Annotated in this window: 22 protein-coding genes; 19 read left to right on the forward strand and 3 right to left on the reverse strand. The window is 73.9% G+C overall.

Annotated features, from left to right (window positions below; translation table 11 throughout):
- Window positions 1-138 precede the first annotated feature (138 nt).
- The 10 genes from O7546_RS06080 (at window position 139) to O7546_RS06125 (ending at window position 10,382) form a co-directional block, all read left to right on the forward strand.
- Window positions 139-462: a hypothetical protein gene (locus O7546_RS06080; RefSeq protein WP_194802948.1), complete on the forward strand. Its 324-nt coding sequence runs from the start codon at window positions 139-141 to the stop codon at window positions 460-462.
- Window positions 463-716: 254 nt separating this feature from the next.
- A complete protein-coding gene (locus tag O7546_RS06085) occupies window positions 717-3,551 on the forward strand; it encodes a Na+/H+ antiporter subunit A (RefSeq protein ID WP_281600587.1) in 2,835 nt (944 codons plus the stop codon).
- On the forward strand, window positions 3,548-4,030 hold the full coding sequence (locus tag O7546_RS06090; RefSeq protein WP_194802950.1) for a Na(+)/H(+) antiporter subunit C: 483 nt from the start codon (window positions 3,548-3,550) through the stop codon (window positions 4,028-4,030). The genes O7546_RS06085 and O7546_RS06090 overlap by 4 nt, the downstream gene beginning before the upstream one ends.
- Complete coding sequence (locus O7546_RS06095; protein ID WP_194802951.1) at window positions 4,027-5,532, forward strand: Na+/H+ antiporter subunit D; 1,506 nt, start codon at window positions 4,027-4,029, stop codon at window positions 5,530-5,532. The genes O7546_RS06090 and O7546_RS06095 overlap by 4 nt, the downstream gene beginning before the upstream one ends.
- The gene (locus O7546_RS06100) at window positions 5,529-6,179 is read left to right on the forward strand and encodes a Na+/H+ antiporter subunit E (protein WP_194802952.1); all 651 of its coding nucleotides are present in this window, start codon (window positions 5,529-5,531) and stop codon (window positions 6,177-6,179) included. Before O7546_RS06095 ends, O7546_RS06100 begins: the two co-directional genes overlap by 4 nt.
- Entirely contained in the window at window positions 6,176-6,439 is a 264-nt protein-coding gene (locus O7546_RS06105; protein WP_194802953.1) for a monovalent cation/H+ antiporter complex subunit F, read from the forward strand. The genes O7546_RS06100 and O7546_RS06105 overlap by 4 nt, the downstream gene beginning before the upstream one ends.
- A complete protein-coding gene (gene mnhG, locus O7546_RS06110) occupies window positions 6,436-6,771 on the forward strand; it encodes a monovalent cation/H(+) antiporter subunit G (protein ID WP_194802954.1) in 336 nt (111 codons plus the stop codon). Before O7546_RS06105 ends, mnhG begins: the two co-directional genes overlap by 4 nt.
- Before the next feature lie 163 nt (window positions 6,772-6,934).
- Complete coding sequence (locus tag O7546_RS06115; RefSeq protein ID WP_194802955.1) at window positions 6,935-8,290, forward strand: hemolysin family protein; 1,356 nt, start codon at window positions 6,935-6,937, stop codon at window positions 8,288-8,290.
- Complete coding sequence (locus O7546_RS06120; protein ID WP_194802956.1) at window positions 8,287-9,351, forward strand: hemolysin family protein; 1,065 nt, start codon at window positions 8,287-8,289, stop codon at window positions 9,349-9,351. The genes O7546_RS06115 and O7546_RS06120 overlap by 4 nt, the downstream gene beginning before the upstream one ends.
- 101 nt (window positions 9,352-9,452) lie before the next feature.
- A complete protein-coding gene (locus O7546_RS06125; protein WP_194802957.1) occupies window positions 9,453-10,382 on the forward strand; it encodes a sporulation protein in 930 nt (309 codons plus the stop codon).
- Between the two features lie 13 nt (window positions 10,383-10,395).
- Here the strand turns inward: O7546_RS06125 and leuE are convergent, their stop codons facing one another.
- Together leuE and O7546_RS06135 are read right to left on the reverse strand one after the other, a co-directional pair.
- Window positions 10,396-11,058 carry a leucine efflux protein LeuE gene (gene leuE, locus O7546_RS06130; protein ID WP_026268027.1) on the reverse strand — a complete coding sequence of 221 codons (663 nt, stop codon included), beginning with the start codon at window positions 11,056-11,058 and terminating at the stop codon, window positions 10,396-10,398.
- Window positions 11,055-12,302 (reverse strand): bifunctional pyridoxamine 5'-phosphate oxidase family protein/GNAT family N-acetyltransferase, encoded by a 1,248-nt coding sequence (locus tag O7546_RS06135; RefSeq protein ID WP_281600588.1) that lies wholly within the window; start codon window positions 12,300-12,302, stop codon window positions 11,055-11,057. The genes leuE and O7546_RS06135 overlap by 4 nt, the downstream gene beginning before the upstream one ends.
- A 38-nt stretch (window positions 12,303-12,340) precedes the next feature.
- Here O7546_RS06135 and O7546_RS06140 point away from each other — a divergent pair, with 38 nt between their 5' ends.
- Window positions 12,341-13,678: an aminotransferase class I/II-fold pyridoxal phosphate-dependent enzyme gene (locus tag O7546_RS06140; protein ID WP_281600589.1), complete on the forward strand. Its 1,338-nt coding sequence runs from the start codon at window positions 12,341-12,343 to the stop codon at window positions 13,676-13,678.
- Window positions 13,679-13,758: 80 nt separating this feature from the next.
- On the forward strand, window positions 13,759-14,457 hold the full coding sequence (locus O7546_RS06145) for a UdgX family uracil-DNA binding protein (RefSeq protein WP_043325745.1): 699 nt from the start codon (window positions 13,759-13,761) through the stop codon (window positions 14,455-14,457).
- A gap of 1 nt (window position 14,458) precedes the next feature.
- Here O7546_RS06145 and O7546_RS06150 read toward each other — a convergent pair whose 3' ends face one another.
- Window positions 14,459-15,109, reverse strand: coding sequence for a 4a-hydroxytetrahydrobiopterin dehydratase (locus tag O7546_RS06150; protein ID WP_269696331.1), 651 nt, complete (start codon window positions 15,107-15,109; stop codon window positions 14,459-14,461).
- A gap of 83 nt (window positions 15,110-15,192) precedes the next feature.
- On the opposite strand from O7546_RS06150, the gene O7546_RS06155 reads away from it, so the two are divergent.
- The 7 genes from O7546_RS06155 (at window position 15,193) to O7546_RS06185 (ending at window position 21,152) form a co-directional block, all read left to right on the forward strand.
- Window positions 15,193-15,723: a hypothetical protein gene (locus tag O7546_RS06155; protein ID WP_269696332.1), complete on the forward strand. Its 531-nt coding sequence runs from the start codon at window positions 15,193-15,195 to the stop codon at window positions 15,721-15,723.
- Window positions 15,724-15,743: 20 nt separating this feature from the next.
- Window positions 15,744-16,886, forward strand: a complete 1,143-nt coding sequence (locus tag O7546_RS06160) for an acyl-CoA dehydrogenase family protein (RefSeq protein ID WP_281600590.1) — start codon at window positions 15,744-15,746, stop codon at window positions 16,884-16,886.
- A 68-nt stretch (window positions 16,887-16,954) separates the two neighbouring features.
- Entirely contained in the window at window positions 16,955-18,253 is a 1,299-nt protein-coding gene (locus O7546_RS06165) for an MFS transporter (RefSeq protein ID WP_135238905.1), read from the forward strand.
- 4 nt (window positions 18,254-18,257) lie between these two features.
- Entirely contained in the window at window positions 18,258-18,458 is a 201-nt protein-coding gene (locus O7546_RS06170) for a DUF3046 domain-containing protein (RefSeq protein WP_091190932.1), read from the forward strand.
- A 185-nt stretch (window positions 18,459-18,643) separates the two neighbouring features.
- A complete protein-coding gene (recA, locus tag O7546_RS06175; RefSeq protein ID WP_013284729.1) occupies window positions 18,644-19,693 on the forward strand; it encodes a recombinase RecA in 1,050 nt (349 codons plus the stop codon).
- An 11-nt stretch (window positions 19,694-19,704) separates the two neighbouring features.
- Entirely contained in the window at window positions 19,705-20,397 is a 693-nt protein-coding gene (locus tag O7546_RS06180; RefSeq protein WP_047894669.1) for a regulatory protein RecX, read from the forward strand.
- A gap of 50 nt (window positions 20,398-20,447) precedes the next feature.
- The gene (locus O7546_RS06185) at window positions 20,448-21,152 is read left to right on the forward strand and encodes a 3-keto-5-aminohexanoate cleavage protein (protein WP_281600591.1); all 705 of its coding nucleotides are present in this window, start codon (window positions 20,448-20,450) and stop codon (window positions 21,150-21,152) included.
- The last annotated feature ends 21 nt before the right edge of the window (window positions 21,153-21,173 follow it).

Here is a 21,173-nt window from a genome sequence, read left to right on the forward strand (position 1 = left end):
GCCGGACCGTTCCGTCCCGCGCGCGGCAGCCGAAAAATGGAATGGGCGATTGTTCCGTTAAGTCTTACTTAACTGCTTGCTTGTGGGCTGCAACATAAAGTAACTTCACTCGCGATGCGGCGTGGGGTGGAGGCATGGATGACCGTCGAGGACCGAGGTCTGGGCTCCGGAACCGACGTGCTCATCCGCAAGGTCGACAGTCGACTGGCCGCGCTCCGCGCCGCGCTGCACGGCCCCGATCTCGAGCTGGCCGAGGAACTGGCCGCGCGGCTGCGCGAGATGATCCTGGCGACCGCCCGGTCCAGCGCCGCCGACCGCGCCCGGGTCCGGGCCGCCGTGCACTACTTCGTCCAGCGCCGGGAGACCCGCGACGCCCGGCTGCCGCTGCGCTCCCTGGCCGCCGCCCAGCGCGCCGTCGACCGCGCCGCCCGCCAGCTGGCCACCCCCAACCCCACCCCCTGACCCCTCGCCGCACCCCGCCCTTCCGCCCTCCCGCCGCCCCGGTGATCAAGGAGTTCGTGTCCGGGAGCGCGCCCGATCCCGCCGCAAACTCCTTGATCACCGCCCGAGAGGCCGGGAAGGCCGGGAAGGCCGGGAAGGCCGGGTGGAGGTAAGGGTGGGTTTTGGGGAAAACCGCCCGGTTCGGTGCCTCTGTGGCGTGTGATCGGTTGTGACACCAGCGTGTTCGCGCGCTGTCACCTCGACCGGGAGTACGCGTGCTCGTCCTGCTGATCGTGCACCTGGTGGCGGCGCTGCTCGCCCCGCTGCTGGTCCGCCGGTGGGGTCCGCGCGCCTGCCTGCTGCTCGCGCTCGCCCCTGCCGCCACAGCGGTCTGGGCGGCGGCGCACACCGGAGCGGTACGCGACGGCGGCGAAGTGGTCGAGACGTACCAGTGGATCTCCCAGCTCCAGCTCGACGTGGCGCTGCGCGTCACGACGCTGTCCTGGCTGATGCTGCTGCTCGTCGGCGGCGTCGGCGCGTTCGTGCTGGTCTACTCCGCCCGCTACTTCCCGCCCGGGTCCCTCGGGCTGGCCCGGTTCGCCGCCGTCATGGTCGCCTTCGCCGGGGCGATGCTCGGCCTCGTCGTCTCCGACGACCTGCTGCTGCTCTACGTCTTCTGGGAACTGACCACAGTCTTCTCGTACCTGCTCATCGGGCACAGCACCGAGCGTCGGTCCAGCCGGTGGGCCGCCGCGCAGGCGTTGACAGTGACCACGCTGGGCGGGCTCGCCATGCTCGTCGGGTTCCTGCTGCTCGGCCACCACGCCGGCGGCTACCGGTGGTCGGCGGTGGCCTCGGCGCCGCTACCCGGCGGCGGGTACCTGGTCGTCGCGGTGCTGCTGATCCTCGCCGGGGCGCTGGCGAAGTCCGCGGTGTTCCCGTTCAACGCCTGGCTGCCGGTGGCGATGGCCGCGCCGACGCCGGTGAGCGCGTACCTGCACGCGGCGGCGATGGTGAAGGCCGGCATCTTCCTCATCGGACTGCTCGGCCCGGTGCTCGCCCCGGTCGACTGGTGGCGGCCGGTCACCGTGGTCGCCGGGCTGGTCACGCTCGTGATCGGCGGGTGGGCGGCGCTGCGGCAGACCGACCTGAAGCTGCTGCTGGCATACGGGACGGTCAGCCAGCTCGGCCTGCTCACCGTCGTGTTCGGCGCGGGCACCCCGAAGGCGGCGCTGGCCGGTGTGGCGATGCTGGCGGCGCACGCCCTGTTCAAGGCGGCGCTGTTCCTGGTCGTCGGCATCGTCGACCACGAGGCCGGCACCCGTGACCTGCGGGAGCTGTCCGGGGTCAGGCGGACCGCGCCGGTGCTGGCCGTCGTCGCCACGCTGGCCGCCGCCTCGATGGCCGGGGTGCCGCCGCTGCTCGGGTTCGTCGGGAAGGAGGCGGCGCTCGCCGCGTTCACCGGTGAGCCGCTGGTGCTGACCGTGCTGGTGGTGGGCAGCGCGCTCACCGTCGCGTACAGCATCCGGTTCCTCTGGGGCGCGTTCGGCACCCGGCCCGGCACGCCGGACACCGAGCTGGCCCGCCCGCCCGCCGCGATGCTCGTACCCCCGGCGCTGCTCGCCGTGGCCGGGCTCGCCGCCGGTCCGGCGGCCGGGTGGCTGAGCGGCCTGTTCGAGCCGTACGCCGAGCTGTTCGGGCCGGTCGAGGAGCACCTGGCGCTCTGGCACGGACCCACGGCGGCGCTCGGCCTGTCCGCCCTCGTGCTGGCCGGCGGTGTGGTGCTGCACCTGGTCCGCGGCCCGCTGGCGCCCGCGCTGGCCCGGCTGCGCTCGCCGGTGGGCGGCAACCAGGGGTACGAGTGGGTGACGCACGCCTTCGACCGGCTCGCCATCGAGGTCACCGGCGCCACCCAGCGCGGGTCCCTGCCGCAGTACCTCGGCACCGTGCTGCTCGTGCTGGTGTTCGTGCCGGGCGGGGCGATGATCGCGACCGCGCCGTGGCGGGTCGACCTGGCGACCTGGGACAACCCGGCCCAGCTCGTGGTCTGTGTGGTGATCGCGGTGGCCGCGCTGCTCGCGGTCGGCGCGCGCCGCCGGCTCACCGCGATGCTGCTCGTCGGCGTGACCGGCTACGGCACCGCGATGATGTTCGTCCTCTACGGCGCGCCGGACGTGGCACTGACCCAGTTCCTGGTGGAGACCGCGACGATCGCCGTGTTCGTGCTGGTGCTGCGTCGGCTGCCGGAGCGGTTCTCGGCCCGTCCGCTGCGCCGCAGCCGCTGGGTCCGCCGCGGCATCGGGATCGCCACCGGTGTGGTGATGGCCGGTCTGGCGCTGGCCGCGGCCGGGGCGCGGCGGGCGCCGTCGATCTCCGCCGACTTCCCGGACCTGGCCCTGATCGAGGGGTACGGCCGCAACGTCGTCAACGTGACGCTCGTCGACATCCGCGCCTGGGACACGATGGGGGAGATCTCGGTGCTCGTGGTCACCGCGACCGGCGTGGCCAGCCTGATCTACGAGCGGTCCCGCACCGGGCCGCGTCCCCGCCGTCCCCCACCGGCCGCACTGCGCGCCGGCGACCGGCGCACGGTGTGGCTGCGCGGTGGGCAGACGCTGCCGGAACGGCGGCGGTCGATCGTGTTCGAGGTGGTCACCCGGCTGATCTTCCACACCGTCCTGATCTTCTCGCTGTTCCTGCTCTTCTCCGGGCACAACGCCCCCGGCGGCGGCTTCGCCGGCGGGCTCGTGGCCGGCCTCGCGCTGGCCCTGCGGTACCTGGCCGGCGGCCGGTACGAGCTGGCCGAGGCGGCGCCGGTCGGGGCCGGCACGGTGCTCGGCGCGGGTCTGGGCATCTCGGTCGGCAGCGGCGTGCTCGGCCTGGCGCTCACCGGCGAGGTGCTCCAGAGCATCAAGGTCAACCTGTGGCTGCCGGTGGTCGGTGACTTCTACCTGGTCACGTCGCTGTTCTTCGACATCGGCGTCTACCTGGTGGTGGTCGGGCTGGTGCTGGACATCCTGCGCAGCCTGGGCGCCGAGGTGGACCGGCACGTGGAGGCGGCGGGCGAGGCGGGGCACGGCCTGGTCGTCCAGCGGGACGGCCCACCATGACGAGGGGTGCGGCCGGGCCGACGCTGGTGCTGGTGCTGGCGGTCGGGGTGCTCGTCGCCGCCGGTGTCACGCTGCTGCTGGAACGCAGCCTGACCCGGATCCTGCTCGGCATCATCCTGCTCGGCAACGGCGTGAACCTGCTCATCCTGCTGGGCGGGCGGTCCGGCGCCGCTCCGCTGGTCGGTACCGCCTCGCAGCGGGAGATGAGCGACGCGCTGCCGCAGGCCATGGTGCTCACCGCCGTGGTGATCACGTTCGGGCTGACCGCGTTCCTGCTCGCCGTCGCGTACCGGAGCTGGTACACCAGCGGCGACGACGAGGTGCAGGACGACCTGGAGGACCGGCAGATCGTCCGGCTCGCCGAGAGCAACGAGGTGTCCACCGCGGACCTCGGCGGCGAGGGCCCGGACGAAGATCCGGAACAGGTCGACCCGGAGCCGGCGCGCCGCCGGTTGCACCGAGACGGGGAGAACCCATGAGCGCCCTCGTCCCGCTGCCGGTGGTGGTGCCGCTGCTCGGCGCGGCGCTCACCCTCGTGCTGTCCGGCCGGCCCCGCCTGCAACGGTCGATCAGCGTGCTCTGCCTGTCCAGCGTCCTGGTGGTGGCGGCGGTGCTGCTGGTGCAGGCGTACCGGTTCGGACCGGTGGTGGTGCAGGTGGGCGGCTGGCCGGCGCCGGTGGGCATCGTGCTGGTGGCGGACCAGCTGGCGGCGCTGATGGTGCTCGTCTCCTCGGCGGTGACGCTGTGCGTCCTGCTCTACTCGATCGGCCAGGGCCGGGGGGAGACCGGGGAGACCGCGCCGGTGAACATCTACCACCCCACGTACCTGGTGCTCACCGCGGGCGTGACGAACGCCTTCCTGGCCGGGGACCTGTTCAACCTGTTCGTCGGCTTCGAGATCCTGCTGGCCGCGAGCTTCGTGCTGATCACGCTGGGCGGCACCGAGGTGCGGTTGCGGACCGGGTCGACGTACGTGGTGGTCAGCATCCTGTCGTCGCTGCTGTTCCTGTCCGCCGTCGGGCTGGTGTACGCGGCCACCGGCACGCTGAACATGGCGCAGCTCGCCGGCCGGCTGGACGCGCTGCCGTCGGGCGTACGCCTGACCCTGCAACTGACGCTGCTGCTCGCGTTCGGGATCAAGGCGGCGGTGTTCCCGCTGTCGGCGTGGTTGCCGGACAGCTACCCGACCGCGCCCGCGCCGGTGACGGCGGTCTTCGCCGGCCTGCTCACCAAGGTCGGCGTGTACGCGATCATCCGCACCGAGACGCTGCTGTTCCCCGGCGGCCAGGTCGCCACGCTGCTGATGGTGGTGGCCGGGCTGACGATGGTGGTCGGCATCCTCGGCGCGGTGGCCCAGTCGGACCTGAAGCGGCTGCTGTCCTTCACGCTGGTCAGCCACATCGGCTACATGATCTTCGGGGTGGCGCTGAGCAGCGTCGCCGGCCTGTCCGGGGCGATCTTCTACGTGGTGCACCACATCACCATCCAGACCACGTTGTTCCTTGTCGCCGGCCTGGTCGAGGAACGCGCCGGCAGCACCGACCTGCGCCGGATCGGTGGCCTGGCGCGGATCGCGCCGATGCTCGGCGTGCTCTTCTTCGTCCCCGCGATGAACCTCGCCGGCATCCCGCCGTTCTCCGGCTTCCTCGGCAAGCTCGGCCTGCTCCAGGCGGGCGTCGCAGCGGGCGGGACGCTGCCCGCCGTGCTGGTCGCGGCGGGCACCCTGACCAGCCTGCTCACGCTCTATGCGGCCTCCCGGGTGTGGAACATCGCATTCTGGCGGGAGCCCCGGCTCGCCACCACCACCCCGCCGGCCCGGCTGCCCGGGCTGATGGTCGGGGCGACCACCGCCCTGGTGGCGCTGGGCGTGCTGTTCACGCTGGTGGCCGGGCCGCTGTTCCAGGTCACCGCCGACGCGGCCACCGACCTGCGCGAGCGCACCCCGTACGTGCGGGCGGTCCTGCCCCGGGACGTGCCGTGACCGACGACCTGCCCCCGGGCGGGGGCGCGACCGGTGAGCCCGCCGGCGTGTCCCGTGCGACGCCCGCCCCGGACGCGCCGACGCCGACCGTCGGCCGGGGCGGGCGGCGGCGGGACCAGGCGGTCGCGCTCGGCTGGCTGGTCGTCGCCTGGATGCTGCTGTGGGGCGACGTGTCCTGGGGCAACCTGGCCTCCGGGCTGGTGGTCGGCGTGGCGGTGCTGCTGTTCTTCCCGCTGCCGCCGGTCACGTTCGGCGGCCGGGTACGCCCCCGCGCGCTGCTGGTGTTCGCGGCGACGTTCGTCGCGGAGCTGGTCAGCGCCAGCGTGCACGTGGCAGCCGTGGCGCTGCGCTTCGGCTACCGCCCGCGCGGCGCGATCATCGCCGTGCCGCTGCGCGTGCGCACCGACCTCAACCTGGCGCTCACCGCCGAGGTGATCTCGCTGGTGCCGGGCACGCTGATCCTCGACGTCGACCGGGCGGCGGGCGTGCTCTACGTGCACGTGCTCGACGTGCGCGGACCCGAGGACATCACCGGCAGCCGCGAGCGCGTGCTCGCCGTCGAACGGCGCATCGTCCGCGCCATCGGATCTCCCGACGAGGTACGCCGGCTCGACCTCGAACCCGCCGAACGGAGGAACCACCCGTGACAGTCCTGCTCGCCGTCGCGTTGACCGTGCTGCTCTCGGCCACCGCGCTGCTCGCCCTGGCCCGGATCTACCGGGGCCCGTCCCTGCTCGACCGGATCGTCGGCGCCGACCTGCTGCTGTCGGCGATGCTCGCCGCGGTGGGGGCGGAGGCCGCCGTGAACCGGCACGCCACCACGCTGCCCGTGCTGGTGGTGCTCTCGCTGCTCGGCTTCATCGGGTCGGTGTCGCTGGTGCGCTTCGCGGTCCGGGCCGAATCATGAGTGCCGGCGCGGTCGCGGACTGGGTGGGTGGGGTGCTGCTGCTGGCCGGTGCGGTGCTGGCCCTGGTCGCCGGCATCGGGCTGGTGCGCTTCCCGGACGTGCTGGACCGGATGCACGCGGCCACCAAGCCGCAGGTGCTGGGCGTCCTGCTGCTGCTGGCCGGGCTGGCGCTGCGTCTGCGTACCCCCTCGGACCTGGGCATGCTGGTCCTGGTGGCGATCTTCCAGCTCTCGACCGCGCCGGTGGCCGCGCAGATGATCGGCCGGGCCGCGTACCGCTCCGGGCGGGTCGACCGGACGCTGCTGGACGCCGACGAGCTGGCCGGACGCTGAACCGGACGTGCGGGAGGCTTCCCGGCACCCTCAGCGAACGTCCAGCGGGTACCGATAAAATGGGCCGCATGATCGACTCTCCTGCCCCGGAGGGCAGCAGTAGCCGGCCGGGTAATACCCGGCGAATTCCCTCCCCGACGACCCCGGGAGCCCTGAACCTCCCGTGTTGATCCTCGTCGGTCTCCTTCTCATCACCGTCCTCACCGCCGCCACCGGTTACTTCGTGGCCCAGGAGTTCGGTTACGTCGCCGTGGATCGGGGCAAGCTCAAGCAGCTCGCCGACGGTGGCGACCGTGCCGCGGCCCGGGCCCTGGAGGTGACCGCGCGGCTCTCCTTCATGCTGTCCGGCGCCCAGCTCGGCATCACCGTGACCGCCCTGCTCGTCGGTTACGTCGCCGAGCCGTTCCTCGGCGCCGGGCTGGCCGACCTGCTCGGCCTGGCCGGGCTGTCCAGCTCGGTCACGCTGCCGTTGTCGGTGGCCCTCGCCCTGGTCATCGCCACCGTGGTGCAGATGGTCCTGGGTGAGCTGGCCCCGAAGAACCTGGCCATCGCGCGGGCCGAACCGCTCGCCCGGGCGCTGTCCCGGTCCACCCTGATCTACCTGAAGATCGCCGGTCCGCTGATCACGCTGTTCGACCGGGCCGCCGTACGGCTGCTCCGCCGCATCGGCATCGAGCCGATCGAGGAGCTGCCCAGCGGCGCCACCCCGCAGGACCTGGAACAGATCATCGCCGAGTCCCGGGAGGAGGGGCACCTCGACGCCGAGATGTCCGACCTGCTGGACCGGGGTCTGGACTTCCGGGAGCTGACCGCCGGGGAGGCGATGGTGCCGCGCGTCGACGTGCACACCATCCGGGCCGACGAGCCGGTCAGCCGGATCGTCGAGCTGCTGGACACCGGCCACTCCCGGTTCCCGGTCAGCGGCGCCGAGGGCGTCGACGACCTGGTGGGCGTGGTCGGCATCGCCGACGTGCTCGGGGTGCCGCCGGCGCAGCGCGCGACCACCCGGGTCGACGCGGTGGCCGTACCCCCGTTGCTGGTGCCCGAGACGCTGCCGCTGCCGACGGTGCTGGACCGCCTGCGGTCCGGGCACCGGCAGCTCGCCTGCGTGGTCGACGAGTACGGCGGCTTCGCCGGCGTGATCACGCTGGAGGACCTGGCCGAGGAACTGGTCGGGCCGATCCGCGACGAGGACGACCCGCCGGACCGGGCCGCGGCCCGGCAGGAGGACGGCTCCTGGGTGGTCCCGGCGCGCTGGCGCATCGACGAGGTCGCCGACAGCACCGGCATCGAGCTGCCCGAGGCGCCCGAGTACGACACGCTCTCCGGCCTGGTGATGCGGGAGCTGGGCCGGGTGCCCGAGGTCGGTGACCGGCTGGAGATCCCGGTCGCCACGGACGGCGACGAGCCGGCCGGCGGCCCGCGGGTGCTGGTCGAGGTGCTGGCGGTTGACCGGCACGTGGCCGACTCGGTGCGGCTTCGGCCCGCCGCCTCGGTGTCCGGGGAGGGTTCCGCATGAGCCCCGGATTCGCGTTGTTCTTCTCCGTGGTGCTGCTGGCGCTCAACGGGTTCTTCGTGGCCGCCGAGTTCGCGCTCGTCGCGTCCAAGCGGTACCGGCTCGAACAGGCGGCCGCCGGTGGCGGCCGGGCGGCCCGCGCGGCGCTGGACGGCGTCCGCGAGCTGAGCCTGATGCTGGCCGGCGCGCAGCTCGGCATCACGCTGTGCACGCTGGGTCTGGGCGCGCTGGCCGAACCGGCCATCGAGCACCTGCTCAGCCCGCTGCTGCACGCGGTCGGCCTGCCCGAGGCGGTCAGTCATGTGGTGGCGCTGGTGTTCGCGCTGTCGCTCGTGACCTTCCTGCACCTGGTGGTCGGTGAGATGGCCCCGAAGTCGTGGGCGATCACCGACGCGGAGCGGTCGGCGATGCTGCTGGCGCTGCCGTTCCGGGCGTTCGCCCGGATCGCCCGGCCGGTGCTGTCCCTGCTCAACGGGCTCGCGAACGCGATGCTGCGCCTGTTCGGGGTGCAGCAGCAGGACCAGCTCGCCCAGGTGCACGGCCCGGACGAGCTGCGCATCCTGCTGGAGCAGTCCCGGGAGCACGGGCTGCTCGGCGCCGAGCAGCACCAGCTGCTGACCAGCATGCTGGAACTCCAGGGCACCACGGTCGCCCAGGTGATGGAGCCGTTCGACCGGATCGTCACGGTGGGCCGGAGCGAGACCGCCGAGCGGATCGAGCACGTCTCCCGCGACAGCGGCCGGTCCCGGCTCGCCGTGGTCGACAGCGGTGGTGAGGTGTGCGGCCTGGTACACGTACGCGAGGCGGTGCGCGCCGTCACCACCGGCCGCCCGGCGACCGCGGAGGAGCTGATGACCAGTGCCTTCACGCTGCCGGCCGAGGCGTCGGTGACCGAGGCGGTGGCCGCCATGCGGGCGCGGCAGGCGCAGCTCGCGCTGGTGAGCAACGGTGGCGGGCCGACCCGGCCGATCGGGTTCGTCGCGCTGGAGGACCTCCTGGAGGAGGTCATCGGCGAGTTCGACGACGAGACCGATCCGGTGCCGCGAGGCCGCCGGATGCGCTGACCGTCGTGATCCGTACCGGCCCGGCGAGGTGGGAGACCACTTCGCCGGGCCGGCGTGGTTCCGGCGGGGCATGGCCGGGCGGGCAGCGGGAAAGCTGCGGCATGCGGTTGACCGGCGTGTCGCGGGACTCCGCCTGGACCGGGCTCTCGGTGAGCACCACGCTGCCCAACCCGAGCACCCGGCCGGGCCTGCGCCTGCCGGGCCGGGTGACGCTCAGCGCCGGCGGGTCGGACGTGCCGGTCCGGCACATCCGGCTCGGCCTGGTCACCCAGGTCGAACCGGAGGACCCGGAGGCGCCGCGCCGCCTGGTGCAGTTCCGGACGTGGACGATCGCGGGACGGTTCGTGGTGCCGGCCGGACGGCGGCGGGCCGTCGAGTTCGCCGTGCCGCTGCCGTGGGAGTCGCCGGTGACCACGTACGGCGGGGTGCCGCTGCTGAGCCTGCGTACCGGGCTGCGTACCGAGGTGTCGGTGGACCCGGAGGTGGACCAGGGCGCGATGGTGCCGGTGCTGATCCACCCGCTGCCCTCCCAGGAGCACGTGCTCGCCGCGCTGGACACGCTCGGCTTCGCGATCCGGCAGGCCGGGCTGCGCGAGGGACGGCTGCCGGGGGTGGAGCAGACGTTGCCGTTCCAGCAGTGGTACGGCTTCTGGGCCGCCCCGCTCTACGCCGGCCCGATGACCGAACTCGAAATGATCATGCTGACCGACTCGGCCGGCATGGAGGTGCTGCTCTGGCTGGACCGGCGGCTCTCCCTGGCCGGGATCACCCACCAGAGCATCAGCCGGTTCCGGGTCTGGCACGCCGGTGCCGACAAGCGTGACTGGGTGGCCACTGTGGACGGCTGGCTGCGGCACGCCATCGACAGGCACGCGGCCGCCGCCGCGCACGCCGACTGGTCGGCCACGATCCGCGAGTCGGCGCACGTCAGCCGCCCGCCCGACCGTCCGGTCGCGCCGGGTTACGGGCTCGGGGGTACGGCCGGCGGCGCGGGCATCGGCGGTGGCGGCGGAGGCGGCGACGGCACCTGACCGGCGCCGCCGGTCAGCCGGCGGCGAGCTTCAGGCTGAAGCCGAGGAACAGCACCGCGACGGCAGTCGTGCCGCTCGCGGCGAGCCGCCGGCGCTGCCGGAACTGCGCCGCCAGGTACGTGCCGGTGAAGATCAGCACGGTCAGGTAGAGCGCGCTGGCGACCTGCGCGATCAGCCCGAGCAGCAGGAACGACAGCGCCGGCCACGCGTACCGGGGGTCGACGAACTGGATGAAGAACGAGACGAAGAACAGGATCGCCTTCGGGTTGAGCAGGCTGATCACCAGCGCCCGCCGGAACGGCTCCCGCTGTTCCGCCGGCTCCACCTCGTCGATCAGGCGCGGCGTGGCCGGGTCGTTGCGGTCGCGCCAGCGCCGCCACGCGCCGCGCAGCATGGCCAGCCCCAGATACCCGAGGTACGCCGCGCCGGCGTACTTGATCACCAGGTAGAGCGGGGGATACGCCTGGAGCAGCGAGGCCACCCCGGCGGCGGAGAGCACCATCAGCACCGCGTCGCCGACGAACACCCCGGCGGCGGCCCGGTAACCGGTGGCCACGCCCCGGCGGGCGGCGGTGGCCAGCACGAAGAGCGAGTTCGGGCCGGGCAGCAGCACGATCGCCACGGTTCCCAGCACGTACGTCCAGATGTCGGTGATCCCCAGCACGCCGGACATCATGACGCCGCGCCCGCCGTCGGGCGAAGCCTTTCCCGCAGGCTGACCTGTGCGTTCGGCCACTCATGCGCGAGCATCGAGTACTGCACGGTGTCCCGCCAGGAGCCGTCGGCGCGTTGCTTGTGCTGTCGCAGCACGCCTTCGCGGCTCGCGCCGAGCCGTTCGATGGCCCGCTGCGAGCGGTCGTTGCGGATGTCGGTGTGCCAGACCACGCGGACCGCGTCGAGGTCGTCGAAGGCCCGGCCAAGCAGGAGCAGCTTCGCCTCGGTGTTCACGCCGGTACGCCACCAGGGGCGGCCCAGCCAGGTGTAGCCGATCGCCAGCGACCGGCGGACCGGGTCGATCTCGTAGTAGGAGGTCGTGCCGATCACCGCGCCGGTGACGGCGCAGCGCTGGGTCCAGCACACCTGCTCGCCGCGCTCCTGCGCGTCCAGGTAGCCGGCGACCACCCGGCGCATCTCGGCGGCGTCGGCCGGCTGCGTACCGCCCAGGTGCCGCCACACCTCCGGGTCGGCGGTGGCGGCGTACAGCTCGTCGGCGTGGGCGAGGTCGAGCGGCTCCAGCACGACGTGCTCACCGCGCAGCACCGCCGGCTCGTGCCACGGCGAGCGGGCCGAGCGCAGGTACGCCGGCACCGGCGCGCTCACCCCGGGCGCGGGTTCGGGGTGGCCCGGCGTGAGCCGCAGCGGCACCACACCGGCCCAGTACGGCAGCGCCTCGTCGGCCGGTTCGTCGTTGACGCCGCCGCTGCGCATCCGTACCGACACCTCGCGCAGCGGCAGCGCCAGCACGGCGGTCTCGGCCAGCTCGCGCCGGTTCGGCGGGCGGCTGTCGGCGGACCGGCCGGCGGCGACCTTCTCCACCAACGCGGTCAGCACCGCCGCCTTCTCGCCGGCGTCGTCGACCAGGTGGCCGGTGCCGTGCGCCACCACCGACCGGTAGTTGGCGCTGTGGTGGAACTGGGAGCGGGCGTAGATCAGCCCGTCGAGGTGGGTGACGGCGACGCAGACCCTCAGCCCGGCCTCGCCCCGGGCGGCGAGCAGCGGCCGGCTGCCGGTGGACCCGTGCAGGTAGAGCATGTCGCCGATGCGCACGTGCAGGGTCGGCAGGATGCGCGGCTCACCGTTCACGGTGAACGACAGCGCGCAGTGGTACGCCTCGTCGAGCAGCGCGTGGGCGGTGGCCCGGTCGTAGTTCATCCGGTCGCGGGTGCGGGTGGCGGTGGTGCGTTCGGTCGGGGCATACACGTGACATCCCACCTTTGTTCTAGTACAATCTTCGAACTGTGGCAGCACAATATCAGGTCACCGGCTCGACCTCCGCCGCGATTTCGGCAAGCGTCGAATCCGGCATCCGCACCGGCGATCTCGCCCCCGGCGACGCCCTGCCCGCCGTCCGCGCGCTCGCCGCCGAGCTGGACGTCAGCCCGGCCACCGTCGCGAAGGCGTACCAGGAACTGCGGCAACGCGGCCTGGTCGCGACCGCCGGCCGGCACGGCACCCGGGTCCGCCCCCGCCCGCCGGTCGCCGGTCGCCGTGCCGCGTTGCTGCCCCCGCCGCTGCCCGGCGGCCGTGACCTCTCCGCCGGCCAGCCCGACCCCCGGCTGCTGCCGCCGCTCGGCCCGCACCTGGCAGCGCTCGCCGCCGAGATCGGACCCCCCGGCGGGTACGCGACCGACGCCGTGCTGCCCGACCTGGCCGCCCTGGCCCGGGACCGGCTCGCCGCCGACGGCGTGCCGGCCGGCGCGCTCACAGTCACCGGCGGCGCGCTCGACGGCATCGAACGGCTGCTCGCCGCCCACCTGCGCCCCGGCGACGCGGTGGCGGTGGAGGACCCGGGCTGGGCCAACCTGCTCGACCTGATCGCCGCGCTCGGGCTGCGTACCGTCGGGGTGCCGGTGGACGACGAGGGCCCCACCGTGGGCGGAGTACGGGCGGCGCTCGCCGCCGGGGTCCGGGCGCTGGTGGTGACCAGCCGGGCGCAGAACCCGACCGGGGCGGCCGTCTCCGCCGACCGGGCCGACGCGCTGCGGACGCTGCTCGCCGGCCGGGCCGACCTGCTGCTGATCGAGGACGACCACGCCGCCGAGCTGGCCCGCGTACCCCTGCACCCGCTCGCCGGGGCGACAGCGGCGTGGGCCTTCGTCCGGTCGGTGAGCAAGCCCTACGGGCCCGACCTGCGGCTCGCGGTGCTGACCGGCGACGAGGCCACGGTGGCCCGGGTGGCCGGGCGGGCCCGGGTCGGCGCCGGCTGGGTCTCCACGGTGCTGCAACGCCTGGTCGTGTCGCTCTGGCGCGACCCGGCCACCGCCGAGCTGGTCCGGCGCGCGGCGGACAGCTACGACAGGCGGCGCGACGGGCTGGTGGCCGCGCTCGCCGCGCGCGGGGTGGCGGCGCACGGGCGTACCGGGATCAACGTCTGGGTGCCGGTGCCCGACGAGACGGTGGCGATCACGACGCTGCGCGACGCCGGGTGGTCGCTCGCCCCCGGCGGCCTGTACCGGATCGCCGCCGCCCCCGCCGTGCGCGTCTCGGTGAGCGCGCTGGACGAGGCCGACATCCCCGCGCTCGCCGACGCCCTCACCGCGGGAGGGAAGGGCCCCCTCTTAACGCATTCGGTATAGGAAGGGCCCCTTCTCGACACCTGCGGACAGCGCGGCGGGCCGCTCGCGTGCGCGCCGCCCGACGGGGTAGAACGATCGGCATGGCCGAGACCGAGAGCGCACCCGGCGCACAGGAGTTCATCCCGCCGTCGGCGGACACCATCGACGAGCTGCGCGCCGCGGCGGGCGACTGCCGGGGCTGTGAGCTGTACCGGGACGCCACCCAGACCGTCTTCGGCCGCGGCGACGAGCACGCGCGGGTGGTCTTCGTCGGCGAGCAGCCGGGCGACATCGAGGATCAGAAGGGGCTGCCGTTCGTCGGGCCGGCCGGGCGGCTGTTGCGCAAGGCCGTCGACGACGCGGCACTCGACCCTGCCCAGATCTACCTGACGAACGCCGTGAAGCACTTCCGCTTCGAGCTGCGCGGCAAGCGGCGCATCCACCAGACCCCGGACCGCGTGCACGTCACCGCCTGCCGGCCGTGGCTGGTCGCCGAGTTCGCCCGGCTGCGCCCGGAGATCGTGGTGGTGCTCGGCGCCACCGCCGCCAAGGCGCTGCTCGGCCCGAGCTTCCGGGTGACGAAGCAGCGCGGGGAGCTGCTGCCCTGGCCCGCCGCCGCCCAGCACCCGGAGGACTTCGAGCGGGTGCCGGTCGACCGGACGGGCGCGGTCGCCGACGCCCCGGCGGCCCGGCTGCTCGCCACCATCCACCCGTCGGCGGTGCTGCGCGCCGACAACCAGGACGTCGCGTACGAGGGCCTGGTCGCCGACCTGAAGGTGGCCGCCAAGGCGCTGCGCTGAGTCAGGAGCGCTGCTGCCAGGTGCAGAGGCAGACCTGGTTGCCGTCCGGGTCGGCGAGCACCCAGAAGCTCGGCGCCTCCGCGTCGCTGACCAGCGTCCCGCCGGCCGCCAGCGCGGCGGCGATGCGCGCGTCCACCTCGGCCGGGTCGACCCACACGTCCGGATGCCACCGCTGCCGGGGCTCGTCCCGGCCGGAGCGCTGGAACCAGACGGTGGGCAGCACGCCGTCCGGGTCGCGTACCTCGTCGCCGTCCGGGCCGGGCGGCGCGCCAGGCGCCAGGACCGCCCGCCAGAACGGCAGGACCGCCGCGTGCTCGGGGGTGTCCAGCGCGAGCTCCAGACGGGACAGCCCGGCCGCCGACAGGGTCAGCCCGGAGTCCGCGGCCAGCCCCGAGATGAGCCGGGCCAGCCGCAGGTCACGCTGCGTCACCACGCCCGCGTCGTGCGACCACAGCCGCACGTCCACGTGGGTGTAGCGCAGGTCCAGATCCGGATGATGATCGACCCGCTCGGCCTCCGCGCCCACCGCGGCCACAAACGCCAGTCCGGCCGCGAAATCGGGGGTACGGATGCGCGTCTGCAACGCGCCCAGCAGGTACGTCCACCCGTCCAGCCCGGCCTCGGCGACCTGTCTCCCCGTGAGTGTGCTCATCCGGCCATCCTGGTCTGTCCGCCGCCCGTCCGCCACCGTCCACAGAGGGCTCACGGATCGACACGCAGGGATACCATCCGGGCATGGCCGACTCCCGACCTCGTGTGTCACTGCTCCGGTTCGGCGCTCCCGGCCCGTACGTGGCCTCCATGCTGTTCGCCGGTCTCCTCTGGCTGCCCATCCGGCTCTGGGAGGAGTGGGACGGGTCCGCGCAGGTCGCGGTGGTCCGTGCCGGTCTGGGCGCGGTGATCTGGGGGTTCGCGCTCTTCTTCACGCTGAGCCGGTTCGGGAAGCCGCGTCCCGCCGAGGCGGAGCGGGCCGCCGCCTGGGCGGTCACCGAGACCGCGCTGCGCCGGGGCGAGCCGCCCGCCGACGAGGCGGGGCGCGCGGCGGTGGCGGACAACCTTGCCGCGGTACGCCGGGGAGCGCTGTTCGGAGCGTTCGGCGGCGTGGTGCTGCTCGGCCCGCTGATCGTGCTCGCGATCCGCGCCGGGTGGGAGTTCGCCGCCGCCGGGTTCGGGATCATCCTGGTCGCGATCCTGGCCGAGGTCGTCCGTACCGGCCGCCGGGAGCGCCGGCTGCGAGCGGCGCTCACCCCTGTCCAGGGCGGGTGAGCGGTGCCAGACTTGCCGGCATGGAGCAGCATCTCTACGAGCCCGTCCACGACGAGTTCCGTGACCTGTGCCGCCGGTTCCTGACCCGGGAGGCGGTGCCGCACCACGAGCGCTGGGAGGCCGACGGGATCGTCGACCGGGAGGTCTGGCGGGCGGCCGGCGCGGCCGGGCTGCTCGGCCCGGACGTGGACCCCGAGTACGGCGGCGGCGGGCAGCGCGACTTCCGGTTCAACGCGGTGCTGGACGAGGAGATCGTCGCGGCCGGGTGCACCGGTCTGGGGTTCGGGCTGCACAACGACGTGGTCGCGCCGTACCTGACCGAGCTGACCACCGGCGACCAGCGCAAGCGGTGGCTGCCGGGCTTCTGCTCCGGCGATCTGGTCACCGCCATCGCGATGAGCGAGCCGGGCGCGGGCAGCGACCTGGCCGGCATCCGCACCAGCGCGGTCCGCGACGGCGACAGCCTGGTCCTCAACGGGCAGAAGACGTTCATCACCAACGGTGAGATGGCCGACCTGGTGGTCGTGGTGGCCAAGACCGCACCGGACCAGGGCGCGCACGGGGTGAGCCTGATCGTGGTGGAGAGCGGCACGCCGGGCTTCAGCCGGGGCCGCCGCCTGGCGAAGGTCGGCCTGAAGGCCAACGACACCGCCGAGCTGTTCTTCGACGACTGCCGGGTGCCGGCGGAGAACCTGATCGGCACCGAGAACCACGGCTTCTACCACCTGATGGCCAACCTGCCCCGGGAGCGGCTGAGCATCGCCGTCGCAGCGGTGGCGGCCTGCGAGAAGCTGCTCGCGCTCACCATCGAGTACGCCCGCTCCCGCGAGGCGTTCGGGCGGCCGATCGGCCGGTTCCAGCACAACCGGTTCCTGCTGGCCGAGCTGGACACCGAGGTCACCATCGCGCGCACGTTCGTCAACCACTGCGTCGCCGAGTTCAACGCGGGCCGCCTCTCGGTGACCGACGCGGCGAAGGCCAAGTGGTGGACCACCGAGTTGCAGACCAAGGTCGCCGACCGGTGCGTGCAGCTGCACGGCGGCTACGGCTTCATGGCGGAGTACCCGGTGGCGAAGGCGTGGCTCGACAGCCGGGTGCAGACCATCTACGGCGGCACCACCGAGATCATGAAGGAGATCATCGGCCGGGGCCTCGGCCTGTAGCGAAACGGGTGCCGGCCGGACGGGCCGGTGCGGGAGGATGGGGCACCCGTCCCCACCAGGAGCGCCGCATGTCCACCGACCTGACCGCGCCGGCCCCGCCCCGGCCCGACGTCGCCGGCATCCAGCGGCGTACCGTCCGGCTGCTCTTCCTCACCCAGATCATCGGCGGCATCGGCGTCACCATCGGCATCTCGGTCGGCGCGCTGCTCGCCGCCCGGGTCGCCGGCACGGCCCTGGCCGGGCTGGCGCAGAGCGCCGGGGTGGTCGGGGCCGCGCTGCTCGCCATCCCGGTCACCCGGCTGATGACCGCGCGGGGCCGGCGGCCGGGGCTGGTCCTCGCGTACGCGGTCGGCGCGGTCGGCGGCGTGCTGGTGGTGGTCGCCACCGTGACGCGCCTGGTGCCGTTGCTCTTCGTCGGCATGCTGCTGTTCGGCGGCGGCACGGCGGCCAACCTTCAGGCCCGCTACACGGCGGTGGACCTGGCCGAGCCGCAGCGCCGGGGACGGCAGCTCTCGCTGGTGGTGTGGGCCACCACCATCGGCGCGGTGGCCGCGCCGAACTTCGCCGCGCTCGCCGACGAGACCACCCGGGGCTGGGGCCTGCCGGCGCTGGCCGGCCCGTTCGCCTTCAGCGCCGTCGCGTTCACGCTCACCGCCGTCGTACTCCTGGTCCTGCTGCGGCCGGACCCGCTGCTCACCGCGCGCCGGCTGACGGCGGCCGAGCCGGCGCCGGGCGCCGCACCGGCTGTCGCCCGCCGCGGTGGCATGGCCGCCGCGTGGCGCACGGTACGCGGGCGGCCGGCCGCCCGCCTCGGCATCGCCGCTGTCGCGGTGGGGCACCTGGTGATGGTCGCGGTGATGTCGATGACCCCGGTGCACCTCGGCGAGTGGCACTCCGACGCGGACGTGCTACCAGTGGTCGGCCTGGTGCTGAGCCTGCACATCGCCGGCATGTACGCGCTGTCGCCGGTGGTGGGGTGGCTCACCGACCGGTTCGGCCGGCGGCCGGTGATCCTCGGCGGGGTGGCGCTGCTGCTGGCCGCGTGCGCGGTCTCCGGCACCTCGGGGCACAGCACACCGCTGCTGTCGGTGGGGCTGGCGCTGCTCGGGCTGGGCTGGTCGGGCACGATGGTGGCGGGCTCGACGTTGCTGTCGGAGTCGGTGCCCACCGCCGACCGGCCCGGCGTGCAGGGCCTGTCCGACCTGCTCATGGGGCTGGCCGGGGCGGGCGCGGCGGCGGCGAGCGGGTTCGTCATGCGAGCCGTGGGGTACCCGACGCTCACCCTGCTGTCGGCGATCGCCGTGGTGCCGCTGGTGGCGCTGGCACTGCGCCGTACCGGCACGGCACCACTCGACGAGGAGGACTGAACACGTGCGGCTGACCGACTTCTGGACGCGGCTGGAGGAGGCGTTCGGCCCGGGGTACGCGGCCAGCATCGCCAGCGACCAGGTGCTGTCCCAGCTCGGCGGGCGGACCATCGAGCAGGCCCTCGCCGCCGGTGAGGAAACGCACGTGGTGTGGCGCGCCGTGGTCGCCGCCTACCCGGACCGGGTGCCCGCCCGGCTACGCTGAGCAGCCTTTTCGTCGATCCCGCGTGTCGCTTGCCCAGTCGTACACCTGTTCGGCTATTGTCCACAGCGGGGTGCTCGTCCACAGCTCACGGCCCGTCGGCTGGTTTTCTGTCGGACCCAGCGCCTAGCGTGTCCCGCGTGACGCGAAGCTCAGGAAAGACGCCGGCGAAGGCAGGGGTGGCAACGATGGCAGCAGGGCCTGACCGGGAGAAGGCGCTCGACCTTGCTCTCGCTCAGATCGACAAGCAGTTCGGCAAGGGTTCGGTGATGCGGCTGGGGGAGCGGCCCGTCGTGCAGACGGCTGTCATCCCGACCGGCTCCATCGCGCTCGACGTGGCGCTCGGCGTGGGCGGTCTGCCCCGCGGCCGGGTGGTCGAGATCTACGGTCCGGAGTCCAGCGGTAAGACCACAGTCGCGCTGCACGCGGTGGCGAACGCCCAGCGGGCCGGCGGCATCGCCGCGTTCATCGACGCGGAGCACGCGCTCGACCCGGAGTACGCGCGGGCCCTCGGCGTCGACACCGACGCCCTGCTGGTCTCCCAGCCGGACACCGGCGAGCAGGCGCTGGAGATCGCCGACATGCTGGTGCGCTCCGGCGCGATCGACATCATCGTGATCGACTCGGTGGCGGCCCTGGTGCCGCGCGCCGAGATCGAGGGCGAGATGGGCGACAGCCACGTCGGTCTCCAGGCCCGGCTGATGAGCCAGGCGCTGCGGAAGATCACCGGCGTGCTCAACAACACCGGCACCACCGCGATCTTCATCAACCAGCTCCGCGAGAAGATCGGCGTGATGTTCGGCAGCCCGGAGACCACCACCGGTGGCCGGGCGCTGAAGTTCTACGCCTCGGTCCGGCTCGACGTGCGCCGCATCGAGAGCCTCAAGGACGGCACCGACGTGGTCGGTAACCGCACCCGGGTCAAGGTCGTGAAGAACAAGGTCGCCGCGCCGTTCAAGCAGGCCGAGTTCGACATCATGTACGGCAAGGGCATCTCCCGCGAGGGCTCGCTGATCGACGTCGGCGTGGAGCAGGCGATCATCCGCAAGTCCGGCGCCTGGTACACCTACGACGGTGACCAGCTCGGCCAGGGCAAGGAGAAGGCCCGCGAGTTCCTCCGCGAGAACCCGGACGTGGCGGCCGAGATCGAGAAGAAGATCCTGGAGAAGCTGGGCGTCGGCACCGGTGGTGCCGGTGACGCCGCCGGTGGCCCGGAACTGCCGCCGGTCGACTTCTGATCCGCTGACCCGTGGCAGGACGACGCGCCCGTACGGGCCGGGGCTGGGATGCCGGTCCACCCCGTACGGGCGACGCCACAGGTACGCCCCGGCCTCGCCGGGGGCGCCGTGACCGCGCGGCGGAGCCCGATGCAGGGGAGGCTCCGGCTCCGCCGCGCGACGAGGCCGAGGTGGCCCGGGAGATCTGCCTGCGGCAGCTCGCGGTGCGCCCGCGTACCCGGGCCGAGCTGGCCGGCGCGCTGGCCCGGCGCGGCATCTCCGAGGAGGTCGCCGAACAGGTCCTCGACCGGTACGACGAGGTCGGCATCGTCGACGACGCCGCCTTCGCGCGTGCCTGGGTGAGCAGCCGGCACAACGGTCGTGGGCTGGCCCGCCGGGCGCTCGCCAACGAGCTGCGCCAGCGCGGCGTCGACGGCGAGGTGGCCGGCGCGGCACTGGACGGGCTGGACGAGGAGACCGAGGCGCAGACCGCCCGCGCCCTGGTGGACCGCAAGCTGCGCACCGCCAGGGGCGAGCCGGACGCGGTGTTCCGGCGCCTGGTCGGCATGCTGGCGCGCAAGGGCTACCCGGCCGGGGTGGCGATCCGGGCGGTGAAGGACGCGCTCGCCGCGCAGAGCGCCGAGGCGGCCGAGTTCGCCGAGCACATCGACGCGGACGCGCTGGCCGACGCCGAGCACGACCTCGACTCCCGCCGGCTCGACTGACCGACCGGCGGCCGGTGTCGCGGCCGCCGTCCCGAGGGGAGGCGCACACCGTGCTGAAGGCGTGTCTCAACGGCACCCGACGGCGGGACGAGCACCCCGCCGTGCCGCTCACAGCGGCCGAACTGGCCGCCGACGCGGTGCGTTGCGCGGTCGCCGGGGTGGCGGCGGTGCACGTGCACCCGCGCGACGACGCCGGAGCCGAGTCGCTCGACCCGGCGGTGATCGCCGCTGCGGTGACTGCCATCCGGGCCGCCCGTCCCGGCCTGCCGGTCGGCGTGAGCACCGGCGCCTGGATCGTCCCCGACCCGGCCGCGCGGGTCGCCGCCGTCCGTGCCTGGACGGTGCTGCCCGACTTCGCCTCGGTCAACGCCCACGAACCCGGGGCGGCCGAGGTCGCCGCCGCCCTGCACGAGCGCGGCGTGATGGTCGAGGCCGGCCTGTGGACGCCGGCGGCGGTCGATGCCTGGCGCCGCTGGTCCACGCCCACCGGGCGGATCCTCGTCGAGTGCATGGCCGAGCAGGTCGAGACGGCTCTCGCCGACGCGGCGTCGATCCTCGCCGCCCTGCCCGACGGGCACCCGCCGGTGCTGCTGCACGGGGAGGGCCCGGCCACCTGGCCGGTGTACGCGGAGGCGGTCCGGCGGGGTCTGCACACCCGGATCGGCCTGGAGGACACGCTGCTGCTGCCCGACGGCACCCAGACCCCCGACAACGCCACCCTGGTAACCACAGCCCGCGCCACCGCCACTCCCTGACCGACCCCACCCGGCCCACCC

The sequence above is a fragment of the Micromonospora sp. WMMA1976 genome (genome assembly GCF_027497335.1).
GTDB classification, from domain to species: Bacteria; Actinomycetota; Actinomycetes; order Mycobacteriales; family Micromonosporaceae; genus Micromonospora; species Micromonospora aurantiaca.